General features: G+C 72.5%; 25 protein-coding genes and 1 riboswitch. Of the genes, 6 read left to right on the forward strand and 19 right to left on the reverse strand.

What is annotated here, in order from left to right; all coding sequences use genetic code 11:
• Positions 1–541: 541 nt before the first annotated feature.
• Together AB0D66_RS31790 and AB0D66_RS31795 are read right to left on the reverse strand one after the other, a co-directional pair.
• Positions 542–1,714 (reverse strand): acyl-CoA dehydrogenase family protein, encoded by a 1,173-nt coding sequence (locus AB0D66_RS31790; RefSeq protein ID WP_362310670.1) that lies wholly within the window; start codon positions 1,712–1,714, stop codon positions 542–544.
• 149 nt (positions 1,715–1,863) lie between these two features.
• A complete protein-coding gene (locus AB0D66_RS31795; RefSeq protein ID WP_362310671.1) occupies positions 1,864–2,559 on the reverse strand; it encodes a TetR/AcrR family transcriptional regulator in 696 nt (231 codons plus the stop codon).
• A 98-nt stretch (positions 2,560–2,657) separates the two neighbouring features.
• Between AB0D66_RS31795 and AB0D66_RS31800 the strand changes: the two genes are divergently transcribed.
• Positions 2,658–3,302, forward strand: a complete 645-nt coding sequence (locus AB0D66_RS31800) for a DUF6230 family protein (RefSeq protein ID WP_362310672.1) — start codon at positions 2,658–2,660, stop codon at positions 3,300–3,302.
• Between the two features lie 59 nt (positions 3,303–3,361).
• Positions 3,362–4,339, forward strand: a complete 978-nt coding sequence (locus AB0D66_RS31805) for a DUF6114 domain-containing protein (protein ID WP_362310673.1) — start codon at positions 3,362–3,364, stop codon at positions 4,337–4,339.
• Between the two features lie 30 nt (positions 4,340–4,369).
• Here AB0D66_RS31805 and AB0D66_RS31810 read toward each other — a convergent pair whose 3' ends face one another.
• The 7 genes from AB0D66_RS31810 to AB0D66_RS31840 all read right to left on the reverse strand — a co-directional run bounded on the left by AB0D66_RS31810 (position 4,370) and on the right by AB0D66_RS31840 (position 9,832).
• Positions 4,370–5,146 carry a class I SAM-dependent methyltransferase gene (locus AB0D66_RS31810; RefSeq protein ID WP_362310674.1) on the reverse strand — a complete coding sequence of 259 codons (777 nt, stop codon included), beginning with the start codon at positions 5,144–5,146 and terminating at the stop codon, positions 4,370–4,372.
• 32 nt (positions 5,147–5,178) lie between these two features.
• Entirely contained in the window at positions 5,179–6,201 is a 1,023-nt protein-coding gene (locus tag AB0D66_RS31815; protein WP_362310675.1) for a transporter, read from the reverse strand.
• A complete protein-coding gene (locus tag AB0D66_RS31820) occupies positions 6,198–7,115 on the reverse strand; it encodes an ABC transporter ATP-binding protein (protein ID WP_362310676.1) in 918 nt (305 codons plus the stop codon). The genes AB0D66_RS31815 and AB0D66_RS31820 overlap by 4 nt, the downstream gene beginning before the upstream one ends.
• A complete protein-coding gene (locus AB0D66_RS31825) occupies positions 7,112–7,501 on the reverse strand; it encodes a GntR family transcriptional regulator (protein ID WP_362310677.1) in 390 nt (129 codons plus the stop codon). Before AB0D66_RS31825 ends, AB0D66_RS31820 begins: the two co-directional genes overlap by 4 nt.
• Before the next feature lie 157 nt (positions 7,502–7,658).
• On the reverse strand, positions 7,659–7,811 hold the full coding sequence (locus AB0D66_RS31830) for an SCO1431 family membrane protein (protein ID WP_362310678.1): 153 nt from the start codon (positions 7,809–7,811) through the stop codon (positions 7,659–7,661).
• A gap of 141 nt (positions 7,812–7,952) precedes the next feature.
• On the reverse strand, positions 7,953–8,384 hold the full coding sequence (locus tag AB0D66_RS31835; protein ID WP_362310679.1) for an SPW repeat protein: 432 nt from the start codon (positions 8,382–8,384) through the stop codon (positions 7,953–7,955).
• Positions 8,385–8,470: 86 nt separating this feature from the next.
• Complete coding sequence (locus tag AB0D66_RS31840; RefSeq protein ID WP_362310680.1) at positions 8,471–9,832, reverse strand: peptidase C39 family protein; 1,362 nt, start codon at positions 9,830–9,832, stop codon at positions 8,471–8,473.
• 173 nt (positions 9,833–10,005) lie between these two features.
• On the opposite strand from AB0D66_RS31840, the gene AB0D66_RS31845 reads away from it, so the two are divergent.
• Positions 10,006–10,641, forward strand: a complete 636-nt coding sequence (locus AB0D66_RS31845; protein ID WP_362310681.1) for a hypothetical protein — start codon at positions 10,006–10,008, stop codon at positions 10,639–10,641.
• A gap of 344 nt (positions 10,642–10,985) precedes the next feature.
• Positions 10,986–12,899, forward strand: a complete 1,914-nt coding sequence (locus AB0D66_RS31850) for an AAA family ATPase (RefSeq protein WP_362310682.1) — start codon at positions 10,986–10,988, stop codon at positions 12,897–12,899.
• A gap of 27 nt (positions 12,900–12,926) precedes the next feature.
• On the opposite strand, the gene AB0D66_RS31855 is transcribed toward AB0D66_RS31850, so the two are convergent.
• The 10 genes from AB0D66_RS31855 to ribD form a co-directional block, all read right to left on the reverse strand.
• Positions 12,927–13,970, reverse strand: a complete 1,044-nt coding sequence (locus AB0D66_RS31855; protein ID WP_362310683.1) for a hemolysin family protein — start codon at positions 13,968–13,970, stop codon at positions 12,927–12,929.
• The gene (locus AB0D66_RS31860) at positions 13,967–15,403 is read right to left on the reverse strand and encodes a hemolysin family protein (protein ID WP_362310684.1); all 1,437 of its coding nucleotides are present in this window, start codon (positions 15,401–15,403) and stop codon (positions 13,967–13,969) included. Before AB0D66_RS31860 ends, AB0D66_RS31855 begins: the two co-directional genes overlap by 4 nt.
• A gap of 202 nt (positions 15,404–15,605) precedes the next feature.
• Entirely contained in the window at positions 15,606–16,070 is a 465-nt protein-coding gene (locus AB0D66_RS31865) for a PH domain-containing protein (RefSeq protein ID WP_362310685.1), read from the reverse strand.
• 43 nt (positions 16,071–16,113) lie between these two features.
• Complete coding sequence (hisG, locus tag AB0D66_RS31870) at positions 16,114–16,962, reverse strand: ATP phosphoribosyltransferase (RefSeq protein WP_362310686.1); 849 nt, start codon at positions 16,960–16,962, stop codon at positions 16,114–16,116.
• An 84-nt stretch (positions 16,963–17,046) separates the two neighbouring features.
• Positions 17,047–17,325 (reverse strand): phosphoribosyl-ATP diphosphatase, encoded by a 279-nt coding sequence (locus tag AB0D66_RS31875; RefSeq protein WP_362310687.1) that lies wholly within the window; start codon positions 17,323–17,325, stop codon positions 17,047–17,049.
• 35 nt (positions 17,326–17,360) lie between these two features.
• On the reverse strand, positions 17,361–17,846 hold the full coding sequence (gene ribH / locus AB0D66_RS31880) for a 6,7-dimethyl-8-ribityllumazine synthase (RefSeq protein ID WP_007262951.1): 486 nt from the start codon (positions 17,844–17,846) through the stop codon (positions 17,361–17,363).
• A gap of 73 nt (positions 17,847–17,919) precedes the next feature.
• Positions 17,920–19,221: a bifunctional 3,4-dihydroxy-2-butanone-4-phosphate synthase/GTP cyclohydrolase II gene (locus AB0D66_RS31885; protein WP_362310688.1), complete on the reverse strand. Its 1,302-nt coding sequence runs from the start codon at positions 19,219–19,221 to the stop codon at positions 17,920–17,922.
• Positions 19,218–19,871, reverse strand: coding sequence for a nicotinamide mononucleotide transporter family protein (locus tag AB0D66_RS31890; RefSeq protein ID WP_362310689.1), 654 nt, complete (start codon positions 19,869–19,871; stop codon positions 19,218–19,220). Before AB0D66_RS31890 ends, AB0D66_RS31885 begins: the two co-directional genes overlap by 4 nt.
• Positions 19,868–20,491 carry a riboflavin synthase gene (locus AB0D66_RS31895; RefSeq protein WP_362310690.1) on the reverse strand — a complete coding sequence of 208 codons (624 nt, stop codon included), beginning with the start codon at positions 20,489–20,491 and terminating at the stop codon, positions 19,868–19,870. Before AB0D66_RS31895 ends, AB0D66_RS31890 begins: the two co-directional genes overlap by 4 nt.
• A gap of 1 nt (position 20,492) precedes the next feature.
• A complete protein-coding gene (ribD, locus tag AB0D66_RS31900; RefSeq protein WP_362310693.1) occupies positions 20,493–21,572 on the reverse strand; it encodes a bifunctional diaminohydroxyphosphoribosylaminopyrimidine deaminase/5-amino-6-(5-phosphoribosylamino)uracil reductase RibD in 1,080 nt (359 codons plus the stop codon).
• A gap of 215 nt (positions 21,573–21,787) precedes the next feature.
• Positions 21,788–21,918: riboswitch (FMN riboswitch) on the reverse strand.
• Positions 21,919–22,208: 290 nt separating this feature from the next.
• On the opposite strand from ribD, the gene AB0D66_RS31905 reads away from it, so the two are divergent.
• Together AB0D66_RS31905 and AB0D66_RS31910 are read left to right on the forward strand one after the other, a co-directional pair.
• Positions 22,209–24,566, forward strand: coding sequence for a chitinase C-terminal domain-containing protein (locus AB0D66_RS31905; RefSeq protein WP_362310691.1), 2,358 nt, complete (start codon positions 22,209–22,211; stop codon positions 24,564–24,566).
• A gap of 212 nt (positions 24,567–24,778) precedes the next feature.
• A complete protein-coding gene (locus AB0D66_RS31910) occupies positions 24,779–25,519 on the forward strand; it encodes an NAD(P)H-binding protein (RefSeq protein ID WP_362310692.1) in 741 nt (246 codons plus the stop codon).
• Positions 25,520–25,668: the final 149 nt, after the last annotated feature.

Raw genomic sequence — 25,668 nt, forward strand, 5'->3', positions numbered from 1 at the left:
TCCCGTCAGTCCTTGTCTTTCCGTGCCGGGACGGCCTGTCAAGGGTGGCCGAAGGCCATCGCGAAGCGACGCGACGAAGGAGCGCCCTTGACAGGACGGCCCGGCACGGAAGGACAGTGGGACTGGCGGGAAACCCCCAAACCCTCCCTGATCGGCCCCAGCAGGAATCAGGCTCCCGCAGTACCCAAAGCCCGGGTACCCCTCGAACGGATCCCCGGGCGGGGGAAGCGATTACCCGTGGGCGGATTGCCGCGTTGCCCCGGCATGACCACGGTTGAGACTTCCACGCCACGGACGGGACGCCGACGGCGGCAGGTGCCGCCCGGTTACGAAGAATCGGTTCAGCAGGGGCCCGGGTCCCGGCAGCGGTTTCCCGACCCGCCCATCTACAGTGCGCTGGTCGCCCGCTGGAGCGAGGACGGCCGGACCGTGCCGGGGAGGCGCGACCCGGAGTGGCACCGGATCACCGCCTCGCCCATCTGGCCGAACGGTCCGCTCTTCGGAAGCTGACCCGCCGCCCGACCCCGAGCCCGTTCGGCCTCTAGCGCGTCTCCGGTCCCGCCAGGTGGCGGGCGATCACCATGCGCTGGATCTGGTTCGTGCCCTCGACGATCTGGAGCACCTTCGCCTCGCGCATCAGCCGCTCGACCGGGAAGTCCGCGGTGTAGCCGTAGCCGCCGAGGACCTGGACCGCGTCCGTGGTGACCGCCATCGCCGCGTCCGTGCAGAACAGCTTGGCCATCGCGGCCTGCCGGGAGAACGGCTTGCCGGCGTCCCGCAGCCGCGCCGCCGCGAGGTAGAGCGCACGGCCCGCCTCGATCTTCGTGGCCATGTCGGCCAGCATGAAGCGCAGCCCCTGGAAGTCCGCGATCGGGTGCCCGAACTGCTTGCGGTCCAGCGCGTACGCCAGGGCCTCGTCCAGCGCCGCCTGCGCGACGCCGATGGCGCACGCCGCGATGCCCAGGCGGCCGGCGTCCAGGGCGGCCAGGGCGATGGTGAAGCCCTGGCCCTCCTCGCCGATGCGGCGCGCGTCGGGCACCCGTACCCCGTCGAAGTGCAGCTGGGCGGTGGGCGAGCCCTTCATGCCCATCTTCTTCTCGGGCACGGCCGCCGTCAGGCCCTCCGCGTCCCCGGGGACCAGGAAGGCGGTGATGCCCTTGGGCCCCTCGACGCCGGTGCGGGCCAGGACGGTGTAGAAGTCGGCGACGCCGCCGTGGGTGATCCACGCCTTGGTCCCGGTGATGATCCAGTCGTCGCCGTCGCGCACCGCCTTGGTGGTCAGCGAGGCGGCGTCGGAGCCCGCGGCCGGCTCGGAGAGGCAGTACGCGCCCAGCAGGCCGCCGCCGAGCATCGCGGGCAGGTGCGCGGCCTGCTGTTCCTTGGTGCCGTAGCCGGCCAGCCCGTGGCAGGCCAGGGAGTGCACGCTGACGCCGAGGCCGACGGTCAGGCGGGCCGCGGCCAGCTCCTCCAGGACCTGGAGGTAGACCTCGTACGGCTGCTCGCCGCCGCCGAACTCTCCGGCGTACGGGAGGCCCAGCAGTCCGGCCTCGGAGAGCAGCGTGAAGACCTCGCGGGGGAAGCTCCCGGCGTCCTCCTCCTCGGCGGCCCGGGGCCGGATCTCGCGCTGGGCGATCTCGCGTACGAGGGCGAGGAGGTCCCGGGACTCCTCGGTGGGCAGCTGACGGTCCACCGTCTGCGGGGCGCGGTCTGTCATGGCGGCGCTCTCCTCCCTGGTCGGGGCACGGCGGCGACGCGTGCTGTTGTGGGACGCGCCGCCGGATCTCGGTGCTCTCACAGCCGATGCTGCCCTTCCGGATCACGGAAGGGGCTGTTCAGCGGCTGCGGCGGGTTGAGTATGCCCGATCAGGGGCTTCCCGTCACCGGTGCAAGATCGTCTCGCTGTCCGGCCGCCTCCCCGGGGGCGGGCGGAGCGGGGCACTCCGGGACGAACTCCTCGATCACGGCCAGTGTGGTGCGCAGCTGGCGCACCAGGAGCGCCCCGAGCCGGCCCCGGTCGGGCTGGTCGGTCGCGTCCGCGGCGAGGGCGCCGGTCCATTCCAGGGTGATCCCCTCGACCGAGGAGAGCCAGCCGACGAGTGCGAGCCGGGCGAGCGCGGGGACGGTGCGGTGTCCGTACGCGCCTTCGGCGATGGTGGCGACCAGTTCCTCGCGGACGGCGTCGCGGATGGCCAGTACCTCGGCGTCGGAGCCGACGCCGCCGGTGACGATGGTGCGGTAGGCGGCCCGGTGGTGCTCGGCGTAGGAGAGGTAGCCGTCGATGGTGCGCCGGACCCGCTCGGCGGCCGGGAGGTCGGGTTCGCCGCCGGCGCGGGCGACGAGCTCGGCGACGGAGTCCTCGACGATGGCGAGGTAGTAGCCGCGTTTGCTCTTGAAGTAGTAGTAGATCAGTCCTTTGGCGACGCCCGCCTGCTTGGCGATGTCGTCCATGGACAGGGCGTCGTACGAGGTGTCGGCGAACAACTTGCGCCCGGTCGCTATGAGTTCGGCCCTGCGGACCTGCGAACGACCGGTCGTGCCCCGCTGTTGACTATTATTCAAATTCGGCCCTAGCCTCGAACTGCCACCGGATGGCTGAAGTATGGCAGCCCCTGGCAGCACTTCCCCTGCGCACCGGACGACGTACGGGAGGCACCCTCATGGGCAACCGCAAGGACGACGGCAAGGGAACGGGCACGGGCAGGGGGCGGCCCCGCGAGGGCCGGGTCCGCTGGAGGAAGACGGCTCTCGTCGCCGTCCCCGCGGTCGCCGCCGTCGGCGCACTGGCCGTGGTCATGGCGCAGGGCGCGCTCGCCGCCTCCTTCGCCGTGTCGGGGACGAGTTTCCAGGTCTCCTCCTCCAGGCTGAGCAGCAAGGGCCTGGCCTCCTTCGTGCAGACGGACCGCTCCGTCGACGGCAAGGGGCATCCCGTCGCGCTCCTCGGCATCGGCGAGGCCACCCTCTCCGACATCTGCCAGGCCGCCGAGGCGCGGACCCCGCTCGGCACGGTGGTCTTCAAGCTGACCGCCGGGGGCCCGGCCGGGGAGGTCACGGCCAGCAATCTGGTGATCGACGGCGAGGACCTCCAGGGCGACGCCACCTTCGGCACGGCGCAGATCGGCCGGGACGCGTCGACCCTGGACCGGGTGGACGGGATCAAGGGCGAGCCGGGGCAGTTCGGCCTGCAGGCGGGGGACATCGAGGTGGTGGGCGTGAGGTCCCGCGCCTGGTCCGCGACCGGCGGGAACTTCAGGCTCAAGGGCCTGAGGCTGAGCGTCAGCCTGGACGGCACCAAGTGCTTCTAGGGCTTCCGGGCGTCCGGAAGGGCAGCCGGGGCGGGGTCCGCGAAGACGTCCGGGGCGGTATGCGGGGCGGTGTCCGCAGCGGGTGGCTCGAGCGGCGGCTCCCGCTGCCGGAGCACCGGGCCCGGCTGCGTGCCTGGCGCCGCACCCGGCCCTTCTGGGGCGGGCTGCTGGTGGTGCTGGGCGGGACCGAGCTGCTGCTGGTCCCGCTCTCCCCGCTGACCGTGCTGGTGAGCCTGGGCCTGGGCGGGATCGCCGCCATCGGGATCGGCGTGGCGCTGATCCTGGCGGGGCTGTTCCTGTGGTTCCTGCCGCAGGCCCGGGCCTACGTGTCGCTGCACGCCCTGCTGCTGTCGGTGCTCTCCTTCGTGGCGACCAACCTCGGCGGGTTCCTGGTCGGGATGGGCCTCGGCATCGCCGGGAGCGCGCTGGCCTTCGGCTGGACCCCGCTGTCCGGCGAAGGGGACGGGAGGGAGGAGGCGGCGGCGGACGGAGCGGGCCCGTACGTCACGAGGCCGGATGCCGCCGGCCCGCGGGCGCGGGCCGCCGTACTGCCCGTGGTGCTGCTGGCGGTACTGGCGGCCGGCGGCCCCCTGGCGGATCCCGCGAAGGCCGCGCCCGCCGCGGGGCCGCCGATGGCCGCGCGGACCCCGCCGACCGTCACCACCTCGCTGTTCGCACCCCAGGGCTTCGCGTTCGCGGGGGTCGCGCACGTGCCGACGGTCGACGGGCCGCTGAAGGTGCTGGTGCTCAGGATGCGGGCGGCCTCGCTGCGCGACTACCGGCTGCGCACGCGCGAGGGGCGGGAGGAGTACGGGCTCGCCGCCACCTCCCTGGACCTGCGGGGCGATGTCACCTTGTATCTGACGAGGTTCAGCGGCTGTATCGAGGGGCTGCTGTGCGTCACCTTCAGCCCGGACGGGCTGCCCGCTCCGCCGGTGATCCCGCCGTTCGTGTTCATGACCCGGGTCACGGCCGAGCAGGCGCTCGTCACCTCCGATGTGATCGTCACCGAGGGGCTTCGCCTGGAGGCCTCCTGATCCCCTTGCCCGCGCGCGGGCCGGCGCCGGTCAGCCGGCCGTGACGCGGATCTTGGACTGGCCGTGCCCGAGCCGCTCCCAGTCGTCCATGAAGCGGGCCTTGAGGCCGTGCCGGGCGGCGAGGTCCACCAGGGTCTCGGTGCGGTAGTAGAAGTCCTCGCGCAGGACCTGGTGCTCGGCGCCCTCGGTGCGGTCGAAGGTGAAGTCGAACCAGCCGCCGGGGGCCAGTACGCGCTCCACGTGCGCCAGGCACTCGTCGATGATCCCGATCGGGGAGTGGGAGAAGACGCTGTGGGCGTGCACCACGTCGAAGTGGCGGTCGGGCAGGAAGTCCAGCGTGAGGTTCCGGGTGATGGTCAGGTGCGGCAGCTTGTCCTGTAGGCGCTGCCTGGTCAGGGTCTCCTTGGCGGAGATGAGGATGTCGGGCGAGATGTCGATGCCGTAGTAGTGGCCGGGGTCGAGGTGCTCGATGAAGCGCCAGCCGGCCCGCAGGTTGCCGCATCCGATGTCGAGCATGCGGTGGGCGGGCGCGAGGCCGTGCTCCAGCAGGTAGTCGAACTGCATCTTGCCCAGGGCCAGCCAGCGGTCGTGGGTCTGGCTGCCGACGGCGGCCTCGGGGTTGCGGCCGGTGTCGGAGGCCATGACGGCCCGGTAGTAGGACACGTGGTCGGGGTGCTTGTGGCGCAGCCAGGCGTCGCGGGCGGCGCGCCGGACGTAGGGGGCGATGCGGGTCGGGTTGCTCAGCGCGTAGCGGACCTTGTGGGTGACGCTGGCGCGGTCGGCTTGAAGGTTCTTCTTCGTGGCCATGAGGGGTCCCCTGTGGGTGGTGTGGAGGGAGTTCAGACGCCGGCGGCCGTTCTGGTCGTGGCGGTCGCGGTCCGCGCGGCGGTGGTGGCGGCCCCGGCCGTCGCGGCGGGGCGGCGCAGGACGTACAGGACCAGGGCCACCAGGACGGCGGCGAGACCCAGGTAGAGCGCGGTCTCGATCCACTGGAAGGTCCAGAAGTCGCTGCTGGGGTAGACCTTGTGGTAGCGGGCGACGAAGCCGTGCTCCGCCATGCACTGCCTGAGGTCCTCGCCGGAGGTCTGGCAGACGGGGGTGTTGATGTCGTGCTCGCGCCCGTCGCTGGTGAGGTAGCCGAACTCGCCGGTGGACCAGGCGCTGCCGACCGGTGTCTTGGGGGTCATGCCCGGGGTGATCCGGGTCTCCGGGGCGATCCAGCCGGTACGCAGCGCCCGGGTGAGCAGGCCGACCGTGCCGATCGCGGCGAAGGCGACGGCCATGGCGGGCAGGGTGCGGCGGACCAGCAGGCCGACCGCCGTGCCGGCGGCGAGGCCGAACAGGGCGCAGGCCACGGAGGCGGGGCCGGTGGCGTTGTATATGTAGGCGTCGTACCAGTAGAGGCCGTCCAGGGTGTTGGACACGGGCGCCCACCACCAGGCGGTGAGGGCGGCGACGGTGCCCGAGGCGAACACGGCGAAGAGCGCGGCGAGGCCGAAGCGGGCGGCGAACCAGCGGTGGCCGCTGACACCCTGGGTGAGCGCCAGTTTGAGGGTTCCGCTCTCCAGTTCGCGGCCCAGCAGCGGGGCGCCCCAGAACACTCCGATCAGGGCGGGGAGGGCGAGGCCGAGGGTGCCGAGGGTCCTGATCGGGCCGGTGCTCGCGTCCAGGACCAGGAAGCTGCCCAGGCCCTCGCAGCCGCCGTTCCAGCCCTTGCAGGGGACGAAGCCGTAGTCGTCGATCAGCGTGGTCATCTCGGAGCGCAGGTAGGCGGCCCAGGCCGCGACGGCCGCGAGCAGCACGAGACCGGTGATGATCATCGCTCGCTGCTGGCGCCAGGCCAGCCACAGGACGCCCTTCACGCGGCTGCCTCCGTACGGTCGGCGCGCGGGGCGCGCAGGTGGGCGAGCAACAGGTCCTCCAGGGAGGGGGTTTCGCTGATCCAGCGGTCCTCGTCCGCGTGGGCCGCGGCCGTGGCGGGGCCGCCGCGGACGACGGCGGTGACCTGGCGTCCGGCGGTGACGGCGTGGACGACGGTGCTCCGGTCGAAGGTGTGGGGCAGGCCGTCGGTTTCGATGGGGTCGGCGCGGCCGGTGAGCCGGGTGTGCGCCGCGCGCAGTGCGTGGGCGTCGCCGGCGAGGCGTACGGCGCCGTCCTTGAGGAGCAGGACGTGGTCGCACACGTCCTCCAGCTCGGACAGGACGTGCGAGGCCATGACGATGGTGACGCCGCGGTCGGCGGCCTCGGCCATGAGCAGGGCGGTGACCTCGTGCCGGGCGACGGGGTCGAGGTCGGCGAGGGGCTCGTCCAGGAGGAGGAGGTCGGCGCGTTTGCCCACGGCGAGCGCGAGGGCCACACGGGTCCGGTTTCCGCCGGACAGGGAGCCGACGCGGGCGGTGAGGGGGATGCCCGCGGCCCGTACGAGGCGTTCGGCGAGGGCCTGGTCCCAGCCCCGGTTGAGTTCGCGGCCGAGCCGCAGGGTGTCCGCGACGGTGAACCGCGGGTGGAGCGGTTTCTCCTGGGCCAGGAAGGCCGTGCGGGCGCGGGCCTCGCGGGAGCCTGGGGCGTGGCCGAAGACCCGAATCCGCCCGGTGGTGGGGCGCAGCAGGCCGGCCGCGAGTTGGAGCAGGGTGCTCTTGCCGGCGCCGTTGGGGCCGACGAGTGCGGTGACGCGTCCGGCGGGGAGTTCGAGGTCGCAGTCGCTCAGGGCGCTGCGGCCGCGGAAGGCCCTGCCGAGCCCTGTCGCCCGGAGTGCGGCGGCGGTCGGGTCGCTCACGTGGTGTCCTCTCTGAAGCTCGCGTCCACGGTGGCCGTGATGAGCGCGGTGATGTCCTCGCGGTCCAGGCCCGCCTCGCGCGCCCGGGCCATCCAGGCCGACAGTTCGAGGCGCAGCGGCGAGTCGGCTGCCGCTTCGGGGCGGGAGAGGGAACGCCGTACGAAGGTGCCCGCGCCGGGGCGCGGTTCCACGAGGCCTTCGCGCTCGAGCTCCCGGTACGCCTTGAGCACGGTGTTCGGGTTGATCGCGGTGGCCTCGACCACCTCCCGGGCCGTGGGCAGCCGGTCGCCGGGCTCCAGTACGCCGAGTCGCAGCGCCTGTTTGACCTGGGTGACGAGCTGTAGGTAGGTGGCGACGCCGCTGCGCCGGTCGACCCGGAATTCCATGCCCTTCACCTCATTCCACTATCTGATTAGTGGAATAGTGCAGTCATGATCGCCCGGCGTCAAACAGGCCCGCCGTCCGGAGATGCGAAAACGCCCGCCACGGCGAACGTGACGGGCGTGCGGGGTGGGGCGGGGCGCCGAGGGGCGCTGCGGGGAGTTAGAACCAGCCGACCTGGGTGACGAACATGGCCACGACCACGACGAGCGTCCAGCCGAGGACGTGCTCCAGCCAGGAGGAGTCTTCCTTGGGTCCCCCGGTGCGGACGAGGGTGCGGGCGGGGGCGTCGGCTGCGGCGCTGGTGGCTGTCATGGTGTCCAATGTGCCAGCGTTCGCCCCCTTCGCGGTAGAGACGACGGTCACTGGTGGCGAGCGTCACGCCGCCGGACCCCGGCCGCCCGGGGCTGCCGGGGCGGCCGGGGTCCGGCCGATGAGGTCCCTCCGGAGAGCCGGTCAGATGCGGGTCTCCCGGTTGCGGCCGGCCATCGCCGCCATCGCGAGGCCGAGGCACAGGGCGACGGCTCCGGTGATGACGTTGCTGACGACCGTGCGGGTGGTGTCCATCTCGCCTGCGATGACCCACGGAGCGATGATCGTCCATGCACCGAGGGCGACCGCGGTCCACGCCATGGCGTGGGTGCGTTCGTAGGCAGAACCCAGACCGCCCATGCACAGGCAGAACGCCAGGCCGGCGATCAGGTTGTTGATGGCCAGCGGGGTGAGCGTGCTGAACCCGGCGATCCACGGGGATGCCGCCAGGTACAGGCCGGTGATCAGCGCCAGTGCCTCCACGGCTTGCGCCGCGGGGGTGCTGGTCACCCGCTCGAAGCGCGTGCGCATCTCGGCGAGGTCGGGGTGGTGCTCGATGCTTGATTGGGTGGTCATGGCTGGCCGCCTCTCCTTGAGAAGCCTTTATGTGCCATTTACCCCATTATGTTCCGCCTATCCCTGCAGGAGGTCAAAGGCGGGGCTCACAGGACTCCGACCGACCGCAGGGCCGCGATCCGAGCCGGGTCCGGCAGGGCGGGGGCGTAGAGGTAGCAGACTCCCCCGGCGCCGGACACGGTCTTCCCGGCCGCGTTGTGGCGCTTGGTCCGCAGCCAGACCGTCTCGAATTCGTGCCGGTCGTAGACGCGGCGCACGGACGGGTTGTCGGGCGCGTGCGGGTCGTTGACGACCACGTCCCCGGCGGCCGTGAACCCGACGACGGTCATCAGGTGGCCGGCGGTGCCGTAGCCGGCGCCGGTGAGCTCCTCGGCGCGGAAGGACTGGGAGGTGATGGCCGGGATCCCGGCCCGGACCAGGATCTCCAGGTCGGCGAGGGAGGTCAGGCGGGTGACGACGCCGGCGAGCCCGGGGTAGGTGGCCGCGTAGGCCGCGTTGAAGGGCCAGTTGCCGCAGCCCTTGTAGGCGGCGTCGTAGGTGGAGCGGGCCGCGTGGCACACCTGGGGGTCGGAGTAGCGCGGGTTGACCCAGGCCGTGGAGGCGGCGGCGGTCCGGTGGCCCCAGAACTCGATGACCATCTGGGAGGAGGTCGGGCTGCACCAGGCCTCTCCCCCGTTGTCGTACTCGGGATACCGCCCCGTGTGGACCTCCTGGGAGTAGCGCGGGACCTTCAGCTCGTGGGCCCGCCCGGAGGGGGCGGAGGCGGGGACGGTGAACCGGTCGGGGACGGCGGAGAGCATGGCGCCGGCCAGCCACACGGTGGGCCCGCGGTCGGCGCCGGGCCTGCGGTACAGGGTCAGGCGCAGCTGCCAGTCGGTCAGGCGCGGGCCGCCGGCCGGGGCGTCGACGGCCAGGGTGTCGGTCCAGACGGTGGACCGGCCGTCGGTCTGGCCGTCCACGGAGGTGCGGCGGATGTCGCCCTCGCCGGAGGCCCACCGGCCCATGACGTACCAGGGGGTGGCCGTGCCGTCGTCGTAGGTGGCCCGCAGTTCGGTCTGGATCCAGGTGCCGGCGGGGGTGCGGGCGTTCCAGGAGGCGACGGCCTCCGTGGCGGCGACGGCCGAGCGGTGGACGGGGGAGGTCCAGGTGGCGTACTCCCAGACGGCCTTCCTGCCGGTGTGCGGGTCGGCGTACTCGGTCCGGCCGGCCGGGGCCTTGATCTCCAGGCCTGGGCGGGCGCCGGCGACGGCGGCGGTGCCCTGGTGGGTGCCGGCCAGCCAGTGGGCGTACGAGAACCAGAACCGGTTGTCGACGGTCCGGCCCGGTCCCCGGGGGGTGGGCGGGGCGGCCGCGGAGGCGCTGCCGCCGCAGACGCCGGCGGCCGTGGCGGCGGTGGCGACCGCGAGGGCGGCGACGAGTACGGCCCTGCGCGGTGTGGGTGCGGTCATCGCGGGGTTCCCCCAGGGTGGGTCGGTGCTTCGGTGGCTTCACCCTTCCAGTTCCCGGCGGCCGCGGGCCGAAGCCGCGTGCCGTGTCGGCCCTGTCTAGTGCTGTGACCGCAAAGGTTCACCGGGTCGCGACGCCCGGCAAACCCTTCCGGACACAGCACTAGGCTGGTCGGGTGGAGCCACACCTGTCACTCGAGTCCCTCGCGCGCGAGCTGTGCGCGCTGCCCCCGTCCCTCGGCCCGGTCCGGCTCGTCGGGATCGACGGGCACGCCGGCTCGGGGAAGAGCACCTTCGCCGGGCGGCTCGCGGAAGCGGCGGGCGGGGCTCCGGTGCTGCACCTGGACGAGGTGGCCACCCACGAGGAGCTGTTCGGCTGGCAGGAGCGGCTGCGCACCCAGGTGCTGGAGCCGCTGGGCGCCGGCCGGCCCGCGCACTGGGCGCCGTACGACTGGGTGGGTCGGTGCTTCGGCCCGGAGCGGGTGCTGGAGCCGGCGCCGGTGGTCCTCGTGGAGGGGGTGGGGGCCGGGCGGCGGGCCCTGCGCCCGCATCTGGCGCGGCTGCTGTGGATGGAGACGCCGCGCGAGCAGTCCTGGGGGCGGGGGCGAAACCGGGACGGGCGTGAACTTTCCGATTTCTGGGACGGATGGGAGCGCGCGGAGCTCGCGCACTTCTCGGACGACCCTTCGCGCCCCTTCGCGGACACCCTGGTACGCCAGAGCGGTACGGGATACGAGTGGTCTTCCGGGACGGGTGCGACCGCCCGAACACCCGCTTCCGTCACGAAGGGTGACGGACTCCCCCGGGCCTGAGCCGTCCCGGAACTCCGCTCCGCCGGGGCTCCACCGACCTGCTTGACCCGGGGCCCGCACCGGCCTTACGTTCTCAATGCGGGGCTTTACCGGCCTCCGCGCACACGAAGCCCCCGATCGTTCCCCCGTGATCGGGGGCTTCGTCCTGCCCCCGGCCGCCCCCGCACCTTCACCCTGCGTCACCGGGTCGGCTCGGGACACACCCTCAAAGGGGCCTCTCGCACCCTACGTAAGGTGTGAAACCGCAGGTACGATGCAGCCCTGATTTCATCGGCGCAAGGGCAACTCGCGCACTCGACGCGGGGGTTGCCGCGCACCACGGGGGCAGGCTTGTGGGGGACGTGATGGATTTCGGCACGCCGGGCAGCACGCACGCCCCGGCCGAACTCGCCTGGCTGCGCGGGGTCGACGCCTGCACCATGGGCGCCTACCCGCAGGCCGAGGAGGAGTTCCGGGCGGCCGTACGACTCGATCCCACGATGGCCGACGCCTGGCTGGGCCTGCACGCGCTGCGGGTCGACACCACCGACGCGTTATTGCGCATGTACGCGCACCGGGACCGCTTCGGGGAGCAGCGGGCCCGGCACCGGCGGACCCTGAACTCCTGGTACTGGCTGGGGTGGTGGGTGCAGCCGGTGCTGGAGAGCCGCCGGGACCTGCTGCTGGCCCACGCCTCGCACTGGCTGGACGGCCGCCACGTTCCCGAGCTCGACCAGGCGCTGGCGGCCCTGCCGCCGGTGGACGCCGATCCGCAGGTGCGGTTCCTGCACGCCTGCCGGGCCTACCTGGTCAAGGACTGGGAGCAGCTGGTCCGGCACACCGAGCCGCTGGTGGACGATCCGCTGCTGGGGATCGAGGCGGGCCTGTTCGGCGGGATGGCCCGGGTCCGGCTGGAGATGTACGGGCAGGCGGAGCCGATGCTGTCGGCGGCGCTGATGCGCTGCCGCAGCGAGCAGCCGCAGCGCAAGGAGTTGCGGTACTGGCTGGCGCGGGCCCACGAGGGAACCGGGCGCAGCGCGGCGGCCCTGCCGCTGTACCGGGCGGTGCACCGGGTGGATCCGGCCTTCATGGACACCGCGGCCCGGCTGACGGCCATCGAGGACGGCGACGACACCGACGGCATGGCGGGGATGGCCGGGTACTCCGGGTTCGGGAGCTACGGCGGGCACGGTCCGCCGCCGGCGGGCGGGGACTTCGCGGCGGTGGCGCTGGGCGGGGGCGGGCCCCTCCAGGACATCGCGGCGGACGGCCAGGCGGAGTCCGATCCGCCGGGCGTGGCGCCGCCGCCCGCGGGCCGGGTGGAGGGCGTGCGGCGCAAGGTGTCGGTGCCGCCGCAGGGCGCCCCCGCGGGGCTGCCGGCCGGGCCGGCCGACCCGGAGGCGCTCGCCGAGGCGCTGGCCGAGCTGGAGCGGATGGTGGGGCTGGAGCCGGTCAAGCGGCAGGTGAAGGCGCTGTCCGCGCAGCTGCACATGGCGCGGCTGCGGGCCGGCCAGGGGTTGCCGGTGCAGCCGCCGAAGCGGCATTTCGTCTTCTCCGGGCCCTCGGGGACGGGCAAGACCACGGTCGCCCGGATCCTGGGGCGGGTGTTCTACGCGCTGGGGCTGCTGGGCGGCGACCATCTGGTGGAGGCGCAACGGGCCGACCTGGTGGGCGAGTTCCTCGGGCAGACCGCGGTGAAGGCGAACGAGCTGATCGATTCGGCGATCGGCGGGGTGCTGTTCGTCGACGAGGCGTACTCGCTGTCCAACTCGGGTTACAGCAAGGGCGACGCGTACGGGGACGAGGCCCTCCAGGTGCTGCTGAAGCGGGCCGAGGACAACCGGGACCACCTGGTGGTGATCCTCGCGGGCTATCCGGCCGGGATGGACCGGCTGCTGTCCGCCAATCCGGGGCTGTCCTCGCGGTTCACCTCCCGGGTGGACTTCCCCAGCTACCGGCCGCTGGAGCTGACCGCGATCGGCGGGGTGCTGGCGGACGCGAACGGGGACCGGTGGGACGAGGAGGCGCTGGAGGAGCTGCGCAGCATCAGCGGGCACGTGGTCGAGCAGGGGTGGATCGACGAGCTCGGGAACGGCCGGTTCCTGCGGACCCTGTACGAGAAGAGCTGCGCGTACCGGGACCTGCGGCTGGCCGGGTTCGCGGGGGATCCGTCCCGTGACGACCTCGCGACGCTGCGGCTGCCGGACCTGATGCAGGCGTACGGGGAGGTCCTGTCCGGCCGCGGCCCGCAGGACCGGCCGGAGCCGCCGCCGATGTGACCCGGCGACGGCTCGGCACGGCGGCGGCTACGCGCCCCGGACGTACGCCCGGTGTGCCGGGTCGCGGACTTCGCCGACCAGCATTTCCAGGACGTCCTCCATGGCGACGAGGCCGAGCACCCGGCCCGCCGGGTCGGCGACCTGCGCCAGATGGGTGGCGTCGCGGCGCATGACGCTGAGGGCGTCGTCCAGCGGGAGGGTGGCCGACAGGGTCGGCATCCGGCGCCACACGCGCTGCGGCACGGCCCGCTCCCGTTCCTCCAGGTCCAGGACGTCCTTCACGTGCAGGTAGCCCATGAAGGCACCGCCCGCGGAGCGGACGGGGAAGCGGGAGTAGCCGGTGCGGACCGTCAGCTGTTCGATCTGCCGGGGGGTCGCGGACGGGCCGACCGTGACCAGGCGTCCCGGCGGCAGGAGGACGTCGGTGACCTGGCGGCTGCCCAGTTCGAGGGCGTCCTCCAGGCGTTCCTGCTCGCCGGGCTCCAGGAGGCCCGCCTGCCGGGAGTCCTCGACGAGACGGCCCAGTTGGGCGCTGGTGTAGACGGCCTCCACCTCGTCCTTCGGCTCGACCTTGAAGAGCCGCAGGACCAGCGTGGCGCAGGCGCCCAGCGCGGTGGTGACCGGACCGCACACCCGCGCGAAGGCGACCAGGCCGGGGCTGAACCACAGGGCGGTCTTCTCGGGGGCGGCCATGGCGAGGTTCTTGGGGACCATCTCGCCGATGACCAGGTGCAGGAAGACCACGGCGGCGAGCGCGAGGGCGTAGCCGAGGGGGTGGATCAGGCCCTGCGGCACGTGGACGGCGTGGAAGACGGGCTCCAGCAGCCGGGCCACGGTGGGTTCGGCGACCGCTCCGAGGGTGAGCGAGCAGACGGTGATGCCGAACTGGGCGGCGGCCATCATGCGGGGCAGGTTCTCCAGGCCGTGGAGCACCTGCCGGGCCCGCTTGGAGCTCGCGGCGAGCGGCTCGATCTGGCTGCGGCGCACGGAGACGAGGGCGAACTCGGCGCCGACGAAGAAGCCGTTGGCGAGGACGAGGAGGAGGGCGAAGAGGAGTTGGAGGACGTTCATCGGGCAGCGCCCTCCAGCTGGGCGGGCTGCGGGGCCGGGCCGCCGGGGGCGGTGTGCCCGCCGTGGCCGACCGCAGCGCGGGCGGGCAGCGGGGCCGCACCGTAGGAGCCGGCCGGGGGCACCGCCGCGAGCCGGACCAGCCGGACCCGCTCCGCGCGGTTGCGGCCGACCTGGCGCACGGACAGCCGCCAGCCGGGGAGCTCCGCGCGGTCCCCGGGGGCGGGGATCCGGCCGAGGAGGTCCGCGACGAGGCCGGCGACGGTCTCGTAGGGGCCCTCGGGCACCTCCAGGCCTATGCGGCGCAGGGTCTGCACCCGGCAGCTGCCGTCGGCCTCCCAGGAGGGGCGGCCGTCCTCGGCGGCGACGGCGGCCAGCTCGGGCCCGGCGTCCTCGGCGAGGTCGTGCTCGTCGCGGACCTCGCCGACGAGCTCCTCCACGATGTCCTCCAGGGTGACCACACCCGCGGTGCCGCCGTACTCGTCGACGACCACGGCCATCGGCTGTTCGCTGCGCAGCCGCTCCAGCAGCGGCTGCACCGGCAGGGAGCCGGGCACCAGCAGCGGGGCGACGCTGATCCGGCCCACGGCGGTGCGGGCGCGCTCCGGCTCGGGCACGGCGAGGGCGTCCTTGAGGTGGACCACGCCGGTGATCTCGTCGATGCGGTCGCGGTAGACCGGGAAGCGGGACAGGCCGGTGGCGCGGGTGAGGTTGAGGACGTCGGCCGCGGTGGCCGTGTGCATCAGGGCGCTGACCTTCACCCGGGGGGTCATGACGTGCTGGGCCGTGAGCTCGCCCAGCGAGAGGGTCCGTACGAAGAGGTCGGCGGTGTCCTGTTCGAGGGCGCCGGCCTGGGCCGAATGGCGGACCAGGGAGACCAGTTCGCCGGGGGTTCGGGCGGAGGCCATCTCCTCGGTCGGCTCCACGCCGAGCGCCCGTACGAGGCGGTTGGCGACGGCGTTGAGGCCGGCGATGACCGGCCGGAACGCGCGGGAGAAGGCGTGCTGGGGGCCGGCGACGAAGCGGGCGACCTGGAGCGGCCGTGAGACCGCCCAGTTCTTCGGGACGAGCTCGCCGACGACCATCTGGACGGCGGAGGCGAGCAGCATGCCGATGACCACGGCGACGCCGGAGGCGGCTCCCCCGGAGAGGCCGGTCGCGGCGAGCGGCCCGGCCAGCAGTGCGGCCAGGGCGGGTTCGGCGAGCATGCCGACCACGAGGGAGGTGATGGTGATGCCGAGCTGGGTGCCGGAGAGCTGGAAGGACAGCTCCCGAAGGGCCTTGACCACCGTGCGGGCACGGCGGTCGCCGTCGGCCGCGGCGCGCTCGGCCTCGGGCTTCTCCACGGTGACGAGCCCGAATTCGGCTGCCACGAAGAAGCCGTTGGCGAGGATCAGGACGAAGGCCGCGCCGAGCAGGAGTAGCGGGATGGTCATGCCGCCGCCTCCGTGGGGAGGGCGGCGCGGGTATTACCGGACGATCCGTCCATTGCTGGAGGGAGTCACTCCTCAAGTCGCAGGGTGCCCGCGGGCCCCGGGGGGCCCGGGACCGGTGGGAGGGCGCACGGCTGCGCCCCGCCACCAGGGTAGTCATTGGGATCGCGGCCGCAACGGTACGCGGCCACGAGGATGGGCGGGCTCAGTGTTCGGTCGCGCCGGTGCCCCTGGTCTCGGCGAGGGCGCGCAGGGCGCGGGCGTCGCCGATCGCCTGGGCGCGGGCGACGCCGGGCTGGATGCCGAGGGCGGGCAGGCTGGTGCCGTCGCTGAGGTCGAGGAAGACCCAGGGGTCGCCCGGGCGGAGGTTGACGCGCAGGATCTGCGCCCACTCCAGGCGGCGGGTGCTGGTGAGGTTGACGACGGTGACCCCGGCCTCGTCCGCGACCACCTTGGGGCGGCTGAGCAGGACGAGGACGGAGGTCAGCAGGACCGCGGTGAAGACGAAGCTGATCCGCTCCCCCGCACTGAGGGTCTCCAGCAGGAGGGCGACCGCCGTGATGGTGGCGAACATGGCGAGCCCGACGCTCAGCAGGACGGCCCGGGTGCGGGTCGGCCGGAAGGTGACCGGCAGGGCGGGCGGTGCGGGCTGGGCGGCGGGCTCGGTCATGGTGTGTGCGCTCGGTTCTGCGAGAGGTTCCGCGAGGTGGGGGTCAGAGACGGCAGGCGTGGATCGAGGTGGTGAGGATCGCGCGCGCGCCGAGCTCGTACAGGTCGTCCATGATCCGCTGGGCTTCCTTGGCGGGGACCATGGCACGCACCGCGACCCAGCCCTCGTTGTGCAGCGGGGAGACGGTCGGCGACTCCAGGCCCGGGGTGAGGGCGACCGCGCGCTCCAGGTGCTCGGCGCGGCAGTCGTAGTCCATCATCACGTAGCTGCGGGCCACCAGGACGCCCTGGAGGCGGCGCAGGAACTGCTGGGCGCGGGGGTCGTCGGCGTCGGTCTGGCTGCCCCGGATGACGACGGCCTCGGAGGTGAGGATCGGCTCGCCGATGACCTCGAGGCCGGCGTTGCGCAGGCTGGTGCCGGTCTCGACGACGTCCGCGATGATCTGGGCGACGCCGAGCTGGATGGCGGTCTCGACCGCGCCGTCGAGGTGCACGACGGAGGCGTCGATGCCCTTCTCGGCGAGGTGCTTGGCCACGATTCCCTCGTACGAGGTAGCGATGGTCATCCCGTGGAAGTCCTCGGGGCCCTTCGCGGTGCCGGGGATGGTGGCGTAGCGGAAGGTGGAGCGGCCGAAGTTCAGCGCCAGGATCTCCTCGGCGCTGGCGCCGGAGTCGAGCAGGAGGTCGCGGCCGGTGATGCCGATGTCGAGGCGGCCCGAGGAGACGTAGATCGCGATGTCCTTGGGGCGGAGGTAGAAGAACTCCACCTCGTTCTCGGGGTCGACGACCACGAGCTCCTTGGACTCCTTGCGCATCCGGTAGCCGGCCTCATGGAGCATCGCCGACGCCGGTCCGGAGAGTGAACCCTTGTTGGGGACGGCGATGCGCAGCATGGGGCTTCCTTCGGTGCGTGGGTACGCGGATCAACGGATGGGGAATGCGGGTGGGGCGGCGCGCCCGAGGGGCGGCTGGGCAGGTCAGAGGTGGGAGTAGACGTCGTCGAGGGAGATCCCGCGCGCCACCATCATCACCTGGACGTGGTAGAGCAGCTGGGAGATCTCCTCGGCGGCGGCTTCCTTGCCCTCGTACTCGGCGGCCATCCAGACTTCGGCGGCCTCTTCGACGACCTTCTTGCCGATGGCATGGACGCCCTTGCCGACGAGCTCGGCGGTGCGGGAGGTGCTGGGGTCGCCGTTTGCCTTGCCCTGGAGCTCGGTGAAGAGCTCTTCGAAGGTCTTGGAGGGTTTGTTCGCCATGATGGTCCTCAGAATACGGGGTTCCCCCACGCCACTCAGCGCCAGGGTTCGCTGACCGTCCGCAGGGTCATGGCGGTGGAGACGGCGGCGGTGACCGCTTCGTGCCCCTTGTCCTCGTTCGACCCCTCGAGGCCGGCGCGGTCCAGCGCCTGCTCGTCGTTGTCACAGGTCAGGACGCCGAAGCCGACGGGGACTCCGGTGTCGATCGACACCTGCACCAGGCCCTGGGTGACGCCCTGGCAGACGTAGTCGAAGTGCGGGGTGCCGCCGCGGATGACCACTCCGAGGGCGACGATGGCATCGTAACCGCGACCGGCCAGTACCTTGGCCACGACCGGGAGCTCGAAGCTGCCGGGGACGCGCAGCAGGGTCGGCTCGTCGATGCCGAGTTCGTGCAGGGCGCGCAGGGCGCCGTCGACCAGTCCGTCCATGACCTTCTCGTGCCACTGGGCCGCGATCACCGCGACTCGCAGGTCTCCGCAGTTCTTCACGCTCAGTTCGGGTGCGCCCTTGCCGCTCACAGCTCTGCTCCTCGGTGGTTCGTGTTCGGGTTGGTGGTGACGGTGGTGCCGGGTGGTGCGTGAGTTGCCGGTACTACTGGTTGCCGCAGGTGGCGGTGGGGGCCACGGCCCCGTCCAGCCAGGGGAGGTCGTGGCCCATCCGGTCCCGCTTGGTGCGCAGGTACCGCAGATTGTGCTCGCCCGCCTCGACCGGCATGGCCTCCCGGCCGGAGACCTCGATCCCGTGCCGTACGAGGGCGGCGGCCTTGTCGGGGTTGTTGGTCAGCAGCCGGACGCTGCGCACGCCGAGGTCGGCGAGGATCTGGGCGCCGGCCCCGTAGTCGCGGGCGTCGGCGGGCAGGCCCAGTTCCAGGTTGGCGTCGAGGGTGTCGCGGCCGCGCTCCTGGAGTTCGTACGCGCGCAGCTTGGACAGCAGTCCGATGCCGCGGCCCTCGTGGCCGCGCAGGTAGACGACGATCCCCCGGCCCTCGGCCTGGATGCGCTCCATGGAGGCGTGCAGCTGGGGGCCGCAGTCGCAGCGCTGGGAGGCGAAGATGTCGCCGGTCAGGCATTCGGAGTGCATCCGGACGAGGACGTCGGTGCCGTCGCCGACCTCACCGTGGACGAGGGCGACGTGCTCGACGCCGTCGACGGTGGAGCGGAAGCCGTAGGCGGTGAACGCGCCGAAGGCGGTCGGCAGGCTGACCTCGGCCTCGCGGCGCACGGTCGGCTCGCTGGAGCGGCGGTAGGCGATCAGGTCCTCGATGGAGATGATCGTCAGGCCGTGCTTTCGGGCGAAGGGGATCAGCTCGGGCAGGCGCAGCATGACGCCGTCCTCGCCGGCGATCTCCACGATGGCGCCGGCCGGGCGCAGGCCGGCGAGGCGGGCGAGGTCGACCGCGGCCTCGGTGTGGCCGTTGCGGACCAGGACGCCGCCGGGCTTGGCGCGCAGCGGGAAGATGTGGCCGGGGCGGACGAAGTCGCCGGGCTCGGAGGTCCCGTCGGCGAGGAGCCGCAGGGTGGTGGCGCGGTCGGCGGCGGAGATGCCGGTGCTGACTCCGTGGGCGGCGCTCGCGTCGACGGAGACGGTGAAGGCGGTCTGCATCGACTCGGTGTTGTGCTGGACCATCTGGGGGAGCTCGAGCCGGTCCAGCTCGGCGCCCTCCATGGGGGCGCAGATCAGGCCGCGGCACTCGCTCATCATGAAGGCGATGATCTCGGGGGTGGCCTTCTCGGCGGCGATGACGAGGTCGCCCTCGTTCTCGCGGTCCTCGTCGTCGACCACGACGATGGGGCGGCCCGCTGCGATGTCGCGGACGGCCTGCTCGACGGGGTCGAGGCGGAAGGGCTCGTCGAAGCTCTCGGGGACGGCGGGCACGGGCTTGAGGCTGGTCATGCCGTTGCTCCTTCCATGGCCGGGGCGGGGGTGGTGCGCGAGCGCTGGTACCAGTCGTAGGCGCCCCACAGCACGAGGGCGAAGTACACGACGTAGACGAGGCCGGAGAAGGCCAGGCCGTTGTTGAAGGCGAGGGGGACGCCGACCAGGTCGACGAGGAGCCAGGCGAACCAGAACTCGACGAGGCCGCGGGCCTGGGCGACCATCGCGACGATGGTGCCGACGAAGATGTAGGCATCCGCCCACGGGCTCCAGGACAGGTGCGGGAAGGCCGTGAAGAGGCCGCCGACGGCGAGGGTGCCGAGGGCCGCGCCGGCCAGGAGCAGTCCGCGCTCCTTCCAGGTGGCGGTGCGTACGGCGATGGATCCGTCCTGGGCCTGCTGCCGGCCGCGCTGCCAGGCGCGCCAGCCCCACACGGCCACGCCGATGACCAGGAGCTGCTTGCCGACGCCGCCGGAGAGGTGGGCGGAGGCGTAGGCGGCGATGAGGATCAGGCCGGAGAGGAGCTGGGCGGGCCAGGTCCATATGGACCGGCGCCAGCCGAGGGCCAGGGCGGCGAGGCCCATCAGGTTGCCGATCATGTCGGACCAGATGACCTTCTGGCCGAAGACGGTGAAGGCCTCGGCGTTGAGCCAGGTCAGGGCGCTCACTGCTCGTCTCCCGTCGGGCGCAGCGGGTTCACGCCGGCGGCGAGCAGGCGCTCGACGTACTTGGCGAGGACGTCGACCTCGAGGTTGACCGGGTCGCCGGGCTGCTTGGTGCCCAGGGTGGTCAGCGCGAGGGTGGTCGGGATGAGGCTGATGGTGAACCAGTCGGCGGCGGCCTCGACCACGGTGAGGCTGACGCCGTCGACCGTGATGGAGCCCTTCTCGACGACGTAGCGGGAGAGGTTCTCCGGGAGGGCGACCTTGACGATCTCCCAGTGCTCCGAGGGGGTGCGGGAGAGGATCTCGCCGGTGCCGTCCACGTGTCCCTGGACCAGGTGGCCGCCGAGCCGGCCGCCGAGGGCCATCGGGCGCTCCAGGTTGACGCGGGAGCCCTTGGCCAGGGCGCCGAGGCTGGACCGGTTGAGGGTCTCCTGCATGACGTCGGCGGTGAACTCGCCGTCGGCGGTGTCCACCACGGTCAGGCAGACGCCGTTGACGGCGATGGAGTCACCGTGCTTGGCGCCCTCGGTGACGAGGGGGCCGCGCAGGCGGAAGCGGGAGGCTTCCTCGAGCTGCTCGACCGCGGCGACCTCGCCCAGTTCTTCGACGATTCCGGTGAACACTTCAGCGCTCCTTGAGGGCGGCGGGGACGGAGGTGGCCGTGGGGACGGCGGTGATGCGGATGTCGGTGCCGATGCGGGCGGTCTCGGTGATCCGGAGCCGGAGCGCGTCGGTGAGGGTGGCGATGCCGGCGTCGGCGAGGGCGGCGGGGCCCGCGCCGAGGAGGACCGGGGCGAGGTAGCCGACGACCTTGTCGACGGCGCCCGCGGCGACGAAGGCGCCGGCCAGGGTCGGTCCGCCTTCGAGGAGGACGGAGCGGACGCCGCGCCGGTGCAGCTCGCCCAGGAGGGCGTCCACGCGGATGCCGTGCTCGCCGGCGGGGAGCCTGGCCAGCTCCACGCCCGTGAGGTGGCGGGTGTCGGCTTCTTCGGCGACCGCGATCAGGGTGGGGGCGGCCCCGTCCAGGACGCGGGCGCCGGGCCGGACGGTGGCGTGGGTGTCGAGGACGACGCGCAGGGGCTGGACGGCCCCCTCGACGCCGCGGACGGCGAGGTGCGGGTCGTCGGCGCGCAGGGTGCCGGAGCCGACGACGACGGCGTCGGACTCGGCGCGCAGCCGGTGGACGTCGGCGCGGGACTCGGGGGAGCTGATCCACCGGCTGGTGCCGTCGGCCGCGGCGATGCGCCCGTCGAGGGTGGCGGCGTACTTCCACAGGACGTAGGGGCGGCCCAGCCGTACGGAGGTCAGCCAGGCGGCGTTGCCCGCTTCGGCCTCGTCCGCGAGCAGCCCGGCCTCCACGGCGACCCCGGCCGCGCGCAGGGTGTCGGCGCCGCCGCGGGCCTGCGGGTTCGGGTCGGAGACCGCGTGGACCACGCGGGTGACCCCGGCCTCGACGAGGGCGCGGGCGCAGGGGCCGGTGCGGCCGGTGTGGTTGCAGGGCTCCAGGGTGACGTAGGCGGTGCCGCCGCGGGCTGCCGCGCCGGCCGCGCGCAGGGCGTGGACCTCGGCGTGCGGGCCGCCGGCCCGTTCGTGCCAGCCTTCGCCGACGACGGTGCCCGAGGCGTCGGTGACGACGCAGCCGACGACGGGGTTGGGGCTGGTGGAGCCGAGGCCGCGCGCGGCGAGCTCGACGGCTCGGCGCATGGCGCGGGTGTCCGCGTCGGGTGCTGCGTGCGCGGCGTGTGTCGCCACCGGGTCCTCCTGCCTCATCGGGCACGGACTCCGGGGCCTGTCGGGATACGACAGATGAAGCGGTACAGCGCACACGGGGACGCCGAGGCCGGAAAACGGTCCGCTGCGCCACATCCACGGGGATGCGCCGAGGAACCGCCGACGGCGGCGTACCGGTCACTGGCCCGCCGCGCACTGCCTCCCATCCGGACTTTCACCGTCGGTCCAGGAATCTCACCTGGTCAACCGGCCGCTGGCTGCGGACGGGTCGCGGACTATAACCGCCGGTTCGGAATTACACCGACCCCGGAGTGCGCTGCTTACTGGTACTCCAGCCAGTTTGCCATGGGCGATCGACGGCCATGCGGGTGAGGACGTGTGGCCTGGCTCACACGGGAGGGCGCGCGGGGCGGCCGGGGGGTGGACCTGGCCCTGTGGACGCGGGGTTGGTCCAGACCTATTGACGGGGTGGTCTAGTCCTCTTAACGTTCCCTTCATCTTCCCCGGGAGCAGCCCGTCAGATGTGCGCACGTCACGGGCCAACACGCTTCACGTTTCCGCATGTTGTGTCCTGCCCAGCCCGCCTTCCTCCCCTCCCCAGGAGGCACGATGCTGTCCCCCACACGTACGAGGGCGATGCTCCTGGCATCCGGCGCCGCAATCGCCGGACTGCTGGTGGCCGGGCTCTCGACGGGCGTCTCGCACGCCGCCGACAACGAGAGCTGCCGCCCCGACGGCCTGTACAAGACGGCCGGCGTCGACGTCCCTTACTGCTCGGTGTACGACGCCGAAGGCCGCGAGAAGATGGGCGCCGACCATCAGCGCCGGGTCATCGGCTATTTCACCGGCTGGCGCACCGGCAAGAACGGCGAGCCGGCGTACCTGGCCCACGACATCCCGTGGTCCAAGGTCACCCACCTGAACTACGCCTTCGCCCACGTCGGCGCCGACAACAAGATCTCCGTCGGCGCGGACAACGCGAACAACGCCGCCACCGGGATGACCTGGCCGGGCGTCGCGGGCGCCGAGATGGACCCGGCCCTCCCCTACAAGGGCCACTTCAACCAGCTGACCAAGTTCAAGAAGCAGTACCCGGACGTCAAGACGCTGATCTCGGTCGGCGGCTGGGCGGAGACCGGCGGCTACTTCGGGGACGACGGCAACCGGGTCGCCTCCGGCGGCTTCTACTCGATGGCCACCAACGCCGACGGATCGGTGAACCAGGCGGGCATCGAGACCTTCGCGAACTCCTCGGTCGAGTTCATCCGGAAATACGGCTTCAACGGCGTCGACATCGACTACGAGTACCCGACCACCATGAAGGACGCCGGCAACCCGCTGGACTGGCAGCTGTCCAACGCCCGCCGCGCCGGACTCGTCCAGGGCTACGACGCCCTGATGAAGAGCCTGCGCGAGAAGCTCGACCGGGCCGGCGCCGCCGACGGGAAGCACTACCTGCTCACCGTCGCCGCACCCTCCTCCGGGTACCTGCTGCGGGGCATGGAGACCTTCCAGATGCAGAAGTACCTGGACTACGTCAACATCATGTCCTACGACCTGCACGGGGCCTGGAACGAGTACGTCGGGCCGAACGCCTCGCTCTTCGACGACGGCAAGGACGCCGAGCTGGCCGCCGCGAACGTCTACGGCAGCTCCCAGTACGGGAACATCGGCTACCTCAACACCGACTGGGCCTACCACTACTTCCGCGGCTCGATGCCGGCCGGCCGCATCAACATCGGCCTGCCGTACTACACCCGCGGCCACAAGAACGTACAGGGCGGCACGGACGGCCTGTGGGGCAAGGCCCCCGCGACCACCTGCCCGGCCGGCGCGGGCCTGACCAAGTGCGGTGACGGCGCGGTCGGCATCGACAACCTGTGGCACGACAAGGACACCAACGGCGCCGAGTCGCCGGCCGGTTCCAACCCGATGTGGCACGCGAAGAACCTGGAGAAGGGGATCGTCGGCGACTACGTCACCAAGTACGGCTTCCCCGCCAACACCACGCTGACCGGCACCTACGCCCGCAAGTACGACGCGACGCTGGTCGCGCCGTGGCTGTGGAACGCGCAGAAGAAGGTCTTCCTGTCCACCGAGGACGAGCAGTCGGTGGCCGCCAAGGCGGACTACGTGGTCAACCGCGGCATCGGCGGCACCATGGTCTGGGAGATGGCCGGCGACTACGCCTGGAACGCCGCCAAGGGCCAGTACGAGATGGGCGACACGCTCACCTCGCTGATGTACGACAAGTTCAAGGCGGCGGCCCCGTACGGCGCGAAGAAGTCGAACACCGCGCTGCCGGCGCAGGCCGTGGACATCAAGACGCAGTTCACCGAGTTCAAGCTCGGCGACTCCAACTACCCGATCACCCCGAAGCTCAAGATCACGAACAACACCACGGCCACCCTGCCGGGCGGTACCGAGTTCCAGTTCGACTACGCGACCGCGGCTCCGAGCAACGCCTCCGACCAGTCCGGCTTCGGCACCAAGGTGATCCGCAGCGACCACACGGGCAGCAACGTCGGCGGCCTGAAGGGCGACTTCCACCGGGCCTCCCTGAAGCTCCCGGCCTGGCAGACGCTGGCCCCGGGCGCCTCGGTGGACCTGGCGTTCAACTACTACCTGCCGGTCTCCACGCCCTCCAACTGGACGGTGAACATCTCCGGCACGACGTACGCGCTCGCCGGCGACCTGGCGCGCGGCGTCACGGTGGTCCAGCCCGGCTCCACCACGCCGCCGACCACGCCGCCCACCTCGCCGCCGCCGACCACCACCCCGCCGACCACTCCCCCGCCGACGGGCGGTGCGTGCACGAGCCCCGCGTACGTGGCGGGCCAGGTCTACAACGCCGGGAACCTGGTCTCCCACAAGGGCCGCATCTGGAAGGCCCAGTGGTGGACGCAGAACGAGGAGCCGGGCAGCACCGGCGAATGGGGCGTCTGGAAGGACCAGGGCGCCTGCTGACTCCCCTGAGATGACTCCCCTGACACCCTGACAGCCGGGGGTGACCCGAAAACGCGAGGACCCGGTGGCCCGGCGGCCACCGGGTCCTCGCACGTGACGCGGGACACGCGAACCGACCGGGTCCGGCTGTCACGTTTCCGGGGGCCGTCCTGTCTGACTGGTGCCGGACATCGGTTCGGATCAGTACGGATCCAGGAAGGACGGACCACACCATGAGCACCATCCTCGTCACCGGAGGAACCGGAAACCTCGGCTCGCTGGTCACCGCGCGGCTGCGGGTGGCGGGCCACGAGGCCCGCGTGCTGAGCCGGCACGCCGCCGAGCACCCGGTGGACCTGCGCAACGGCAGCGGCCTGGACGCGGCGATGGCGGGGGTGGAGGTGGTCGTGCACTGCGCGTCCTCCCCGCGCGGGGGCGACGAGCAGGCCGCCCGGCACCTGATCGGCGCGGCCCGGCGGGCGGGGACCGTCCGCAACCTCGTCTACATCTCGATCGTCGGCGTGGACGTGGTCCCCCTCGGCTACTACCAGTCGAAGCTGCGGGTGGAGCGGCTGCTGGAGGAGTCCGGTCTCGGCGTGACGATCCTGCGCACGACGCAGTTCCACGACCTGGTGGCCCAGCTGGTCGACACCGCGGCGAAGCTGCCGGTCGTGCCGCTGCCGTCCGGGGTCCGGGTGCAGCCGATCGCGGTCGAGGAGGTCGCGGACCGGCTGGCGGAACTGGCCGTCCCGACCCCGTCGGGCCGCGTCCCGGACATGGGCGGCCCGGAGATCGCCACCCTGCCCGACCTGGCCCGCACCTACCTCGCCGCGACGGGCCGCCGCCGCCGGGTGCTCCCGCTGCCCCTGTGGGGCAAGGCGTACGCGGGCTTCAGGCGGGGCGGCCACCTGACGCCGTCACACGCGACGGGCCAGGGAACGTTCGCGCAGTACGCGGCACGGCGGGGGCGGTAGGGGCGGGGGGGCTTCGAGGGGCGGGGCTTCGGGGACTGCGGAAGCCTGATTCCTGCTGGGGCCGATCAGGGAGGGTTTGGGGGTTTCCCGCCAGTCCCACTGTCCTTCCGTGCCGGGCCGCCCTGTCAAGGGCGCTCCTTCGTCGCGTC

Source organism: Streptomyces sp. NPDC048270, assembly GCF_040652335.1.
Lineage (GTDB): Bacteria > Actinomycetota > Actinomycetes > Streptomycetales > Streptomycetaceae > Streptomyces.

Excerpts from the sequence above, each read along its gene's own strand:
- AB0D66_RS31865 (WP_362310685.1), bottom strand. The coding sequence starts at position 16,070 with ATGACCGAGCCCGCCGCCCAGCCCGCACCGCCCGCCCTGCCGGTCACC.
- AB0D66_RS31905 (WP_362310691.1), top strand. The coding sequence starts at position 22,209 with ATGCTGTCCCCCACACGTACGAGGGCGATGCTCCTGGCATCCGGCGCC.
- AB0D66_RS31875 (WP_362310687.1), bottom strand. The coding sequence starts at position 17,325 with ATGGCGAACAAACCCTCCAAGACCTTCGAAGAGCTCTTCACCGAGCTC.
- AB0D66_RS31885 (WP_362310688.1), bottom strand. The coding sequence starts at position 19,221 with ATGACCAGCCTCAAGCCCGTGCCCGCCGTCCCCGAGAGCTTCGACGAG.
- hisG (WP_362310686.1), bottom strand. The coding sequence starts at position 16,962 with ATGCTGCGCATCGCCGTCCCCAACAAGGGTTCACTCTCCGGACCGGCG.
- ribD (WP_362310693.1), bottom strand. The coding sequence starts at position 21,572 with ATGCGCCGAGCCGTCGAGCTCGCCGCGCGCGGCCTCGGCTCCACCAGC.
- AB0D66_RS31855 (WP_362310683.1), bottom strand. The coding sequence starts at position 13,970 with ATGAACGTCCTCCAACTCCTCTTCGCCCTCCTCCTCGTCCTCGCCAAC.
- AB0D66_RS31825 (WP_362310677.1), bottom strand. The coding sequence starts at position 7,501 with ATGGAATTCCGGGTCGACCGGCGCAGCGGCGTCGCCACCTACCTACAG.
- AB0D66_RS31810 (WP_362310674.1), bottom strand. The coding sequence starts at position 5,146 with ATGGCCACGAAGAAGAACCTTCAAGCCGACCGCGCCAGCGTCACCCAC.
- AB0D66_RS31805 (WP_362310673.1), top strand. The coding sequence starts at position 3,362 with ATGCGGGGCGGTGTCCGCAGCGGGTGGCTCGAGCGGCGGCTCCCGCTG.
- AB0D66_RS31790 (WP_362310670.1), bottom strand. The coding sequence starts at position 1,714 with ATGACAGACCGCGCCCCGCAGACGGTGGACCGTCAGCTGCCCACCGAG.
- AB0D66_RS31835 (WP_362310679.1), bottom strand. The coding sequence starts at position 8,384 with ATGACCACCCAATCAAGCATCGAGCACCACCCCGACCTCGCCGAGATG.
- AB0D66_RS31840 (WP_362310680.1), bottom strand. The coding sequence starts at position 9,832 with ATGACCGCACCCACACCGCGCAGGGCCGTACTCGTCGCCGCCCTCGCG.
- AB0D66_RS31830 (WP_362310678.1), bottom strand. The coding sequence starts at position 7,811 with ATGACAGCCACCAGCGCCGCAGCCGACGCCCCCGCCCGCACCCTCGTC.
- AB0D66_RS31850 (WP_362310682.1), top strand. The coding sequence starts at position 10,986 with ATGGATTTCGGCACGCCGGGCAGCACGCACGCCCCGGCCGAACTCGCC.
- AB0D66_RS31800 (WP_362310672.1), top strand. The coding sequence starts at position 2,658 with ATGGGCAACCGCAAGGACGACGGCAAGGGAACGGGCACGGGCAGGGGG.
- AB0D66_RS31860 (WP_362310684.1), bottom strand. The coding sequence starts at position 15,403 with ATGACCATCCCGCTACTCCTGCTCGGCGCGGCCTTCGTCCTGATCCTC.
- AB0D66_RS31910 (WP_362310692.1), top strand. The coding sequence starts at position 24,779 with ATGAGCACCATCCTCGTCACCGGAGGAACCGGAAACCTCGGCTCGCTG.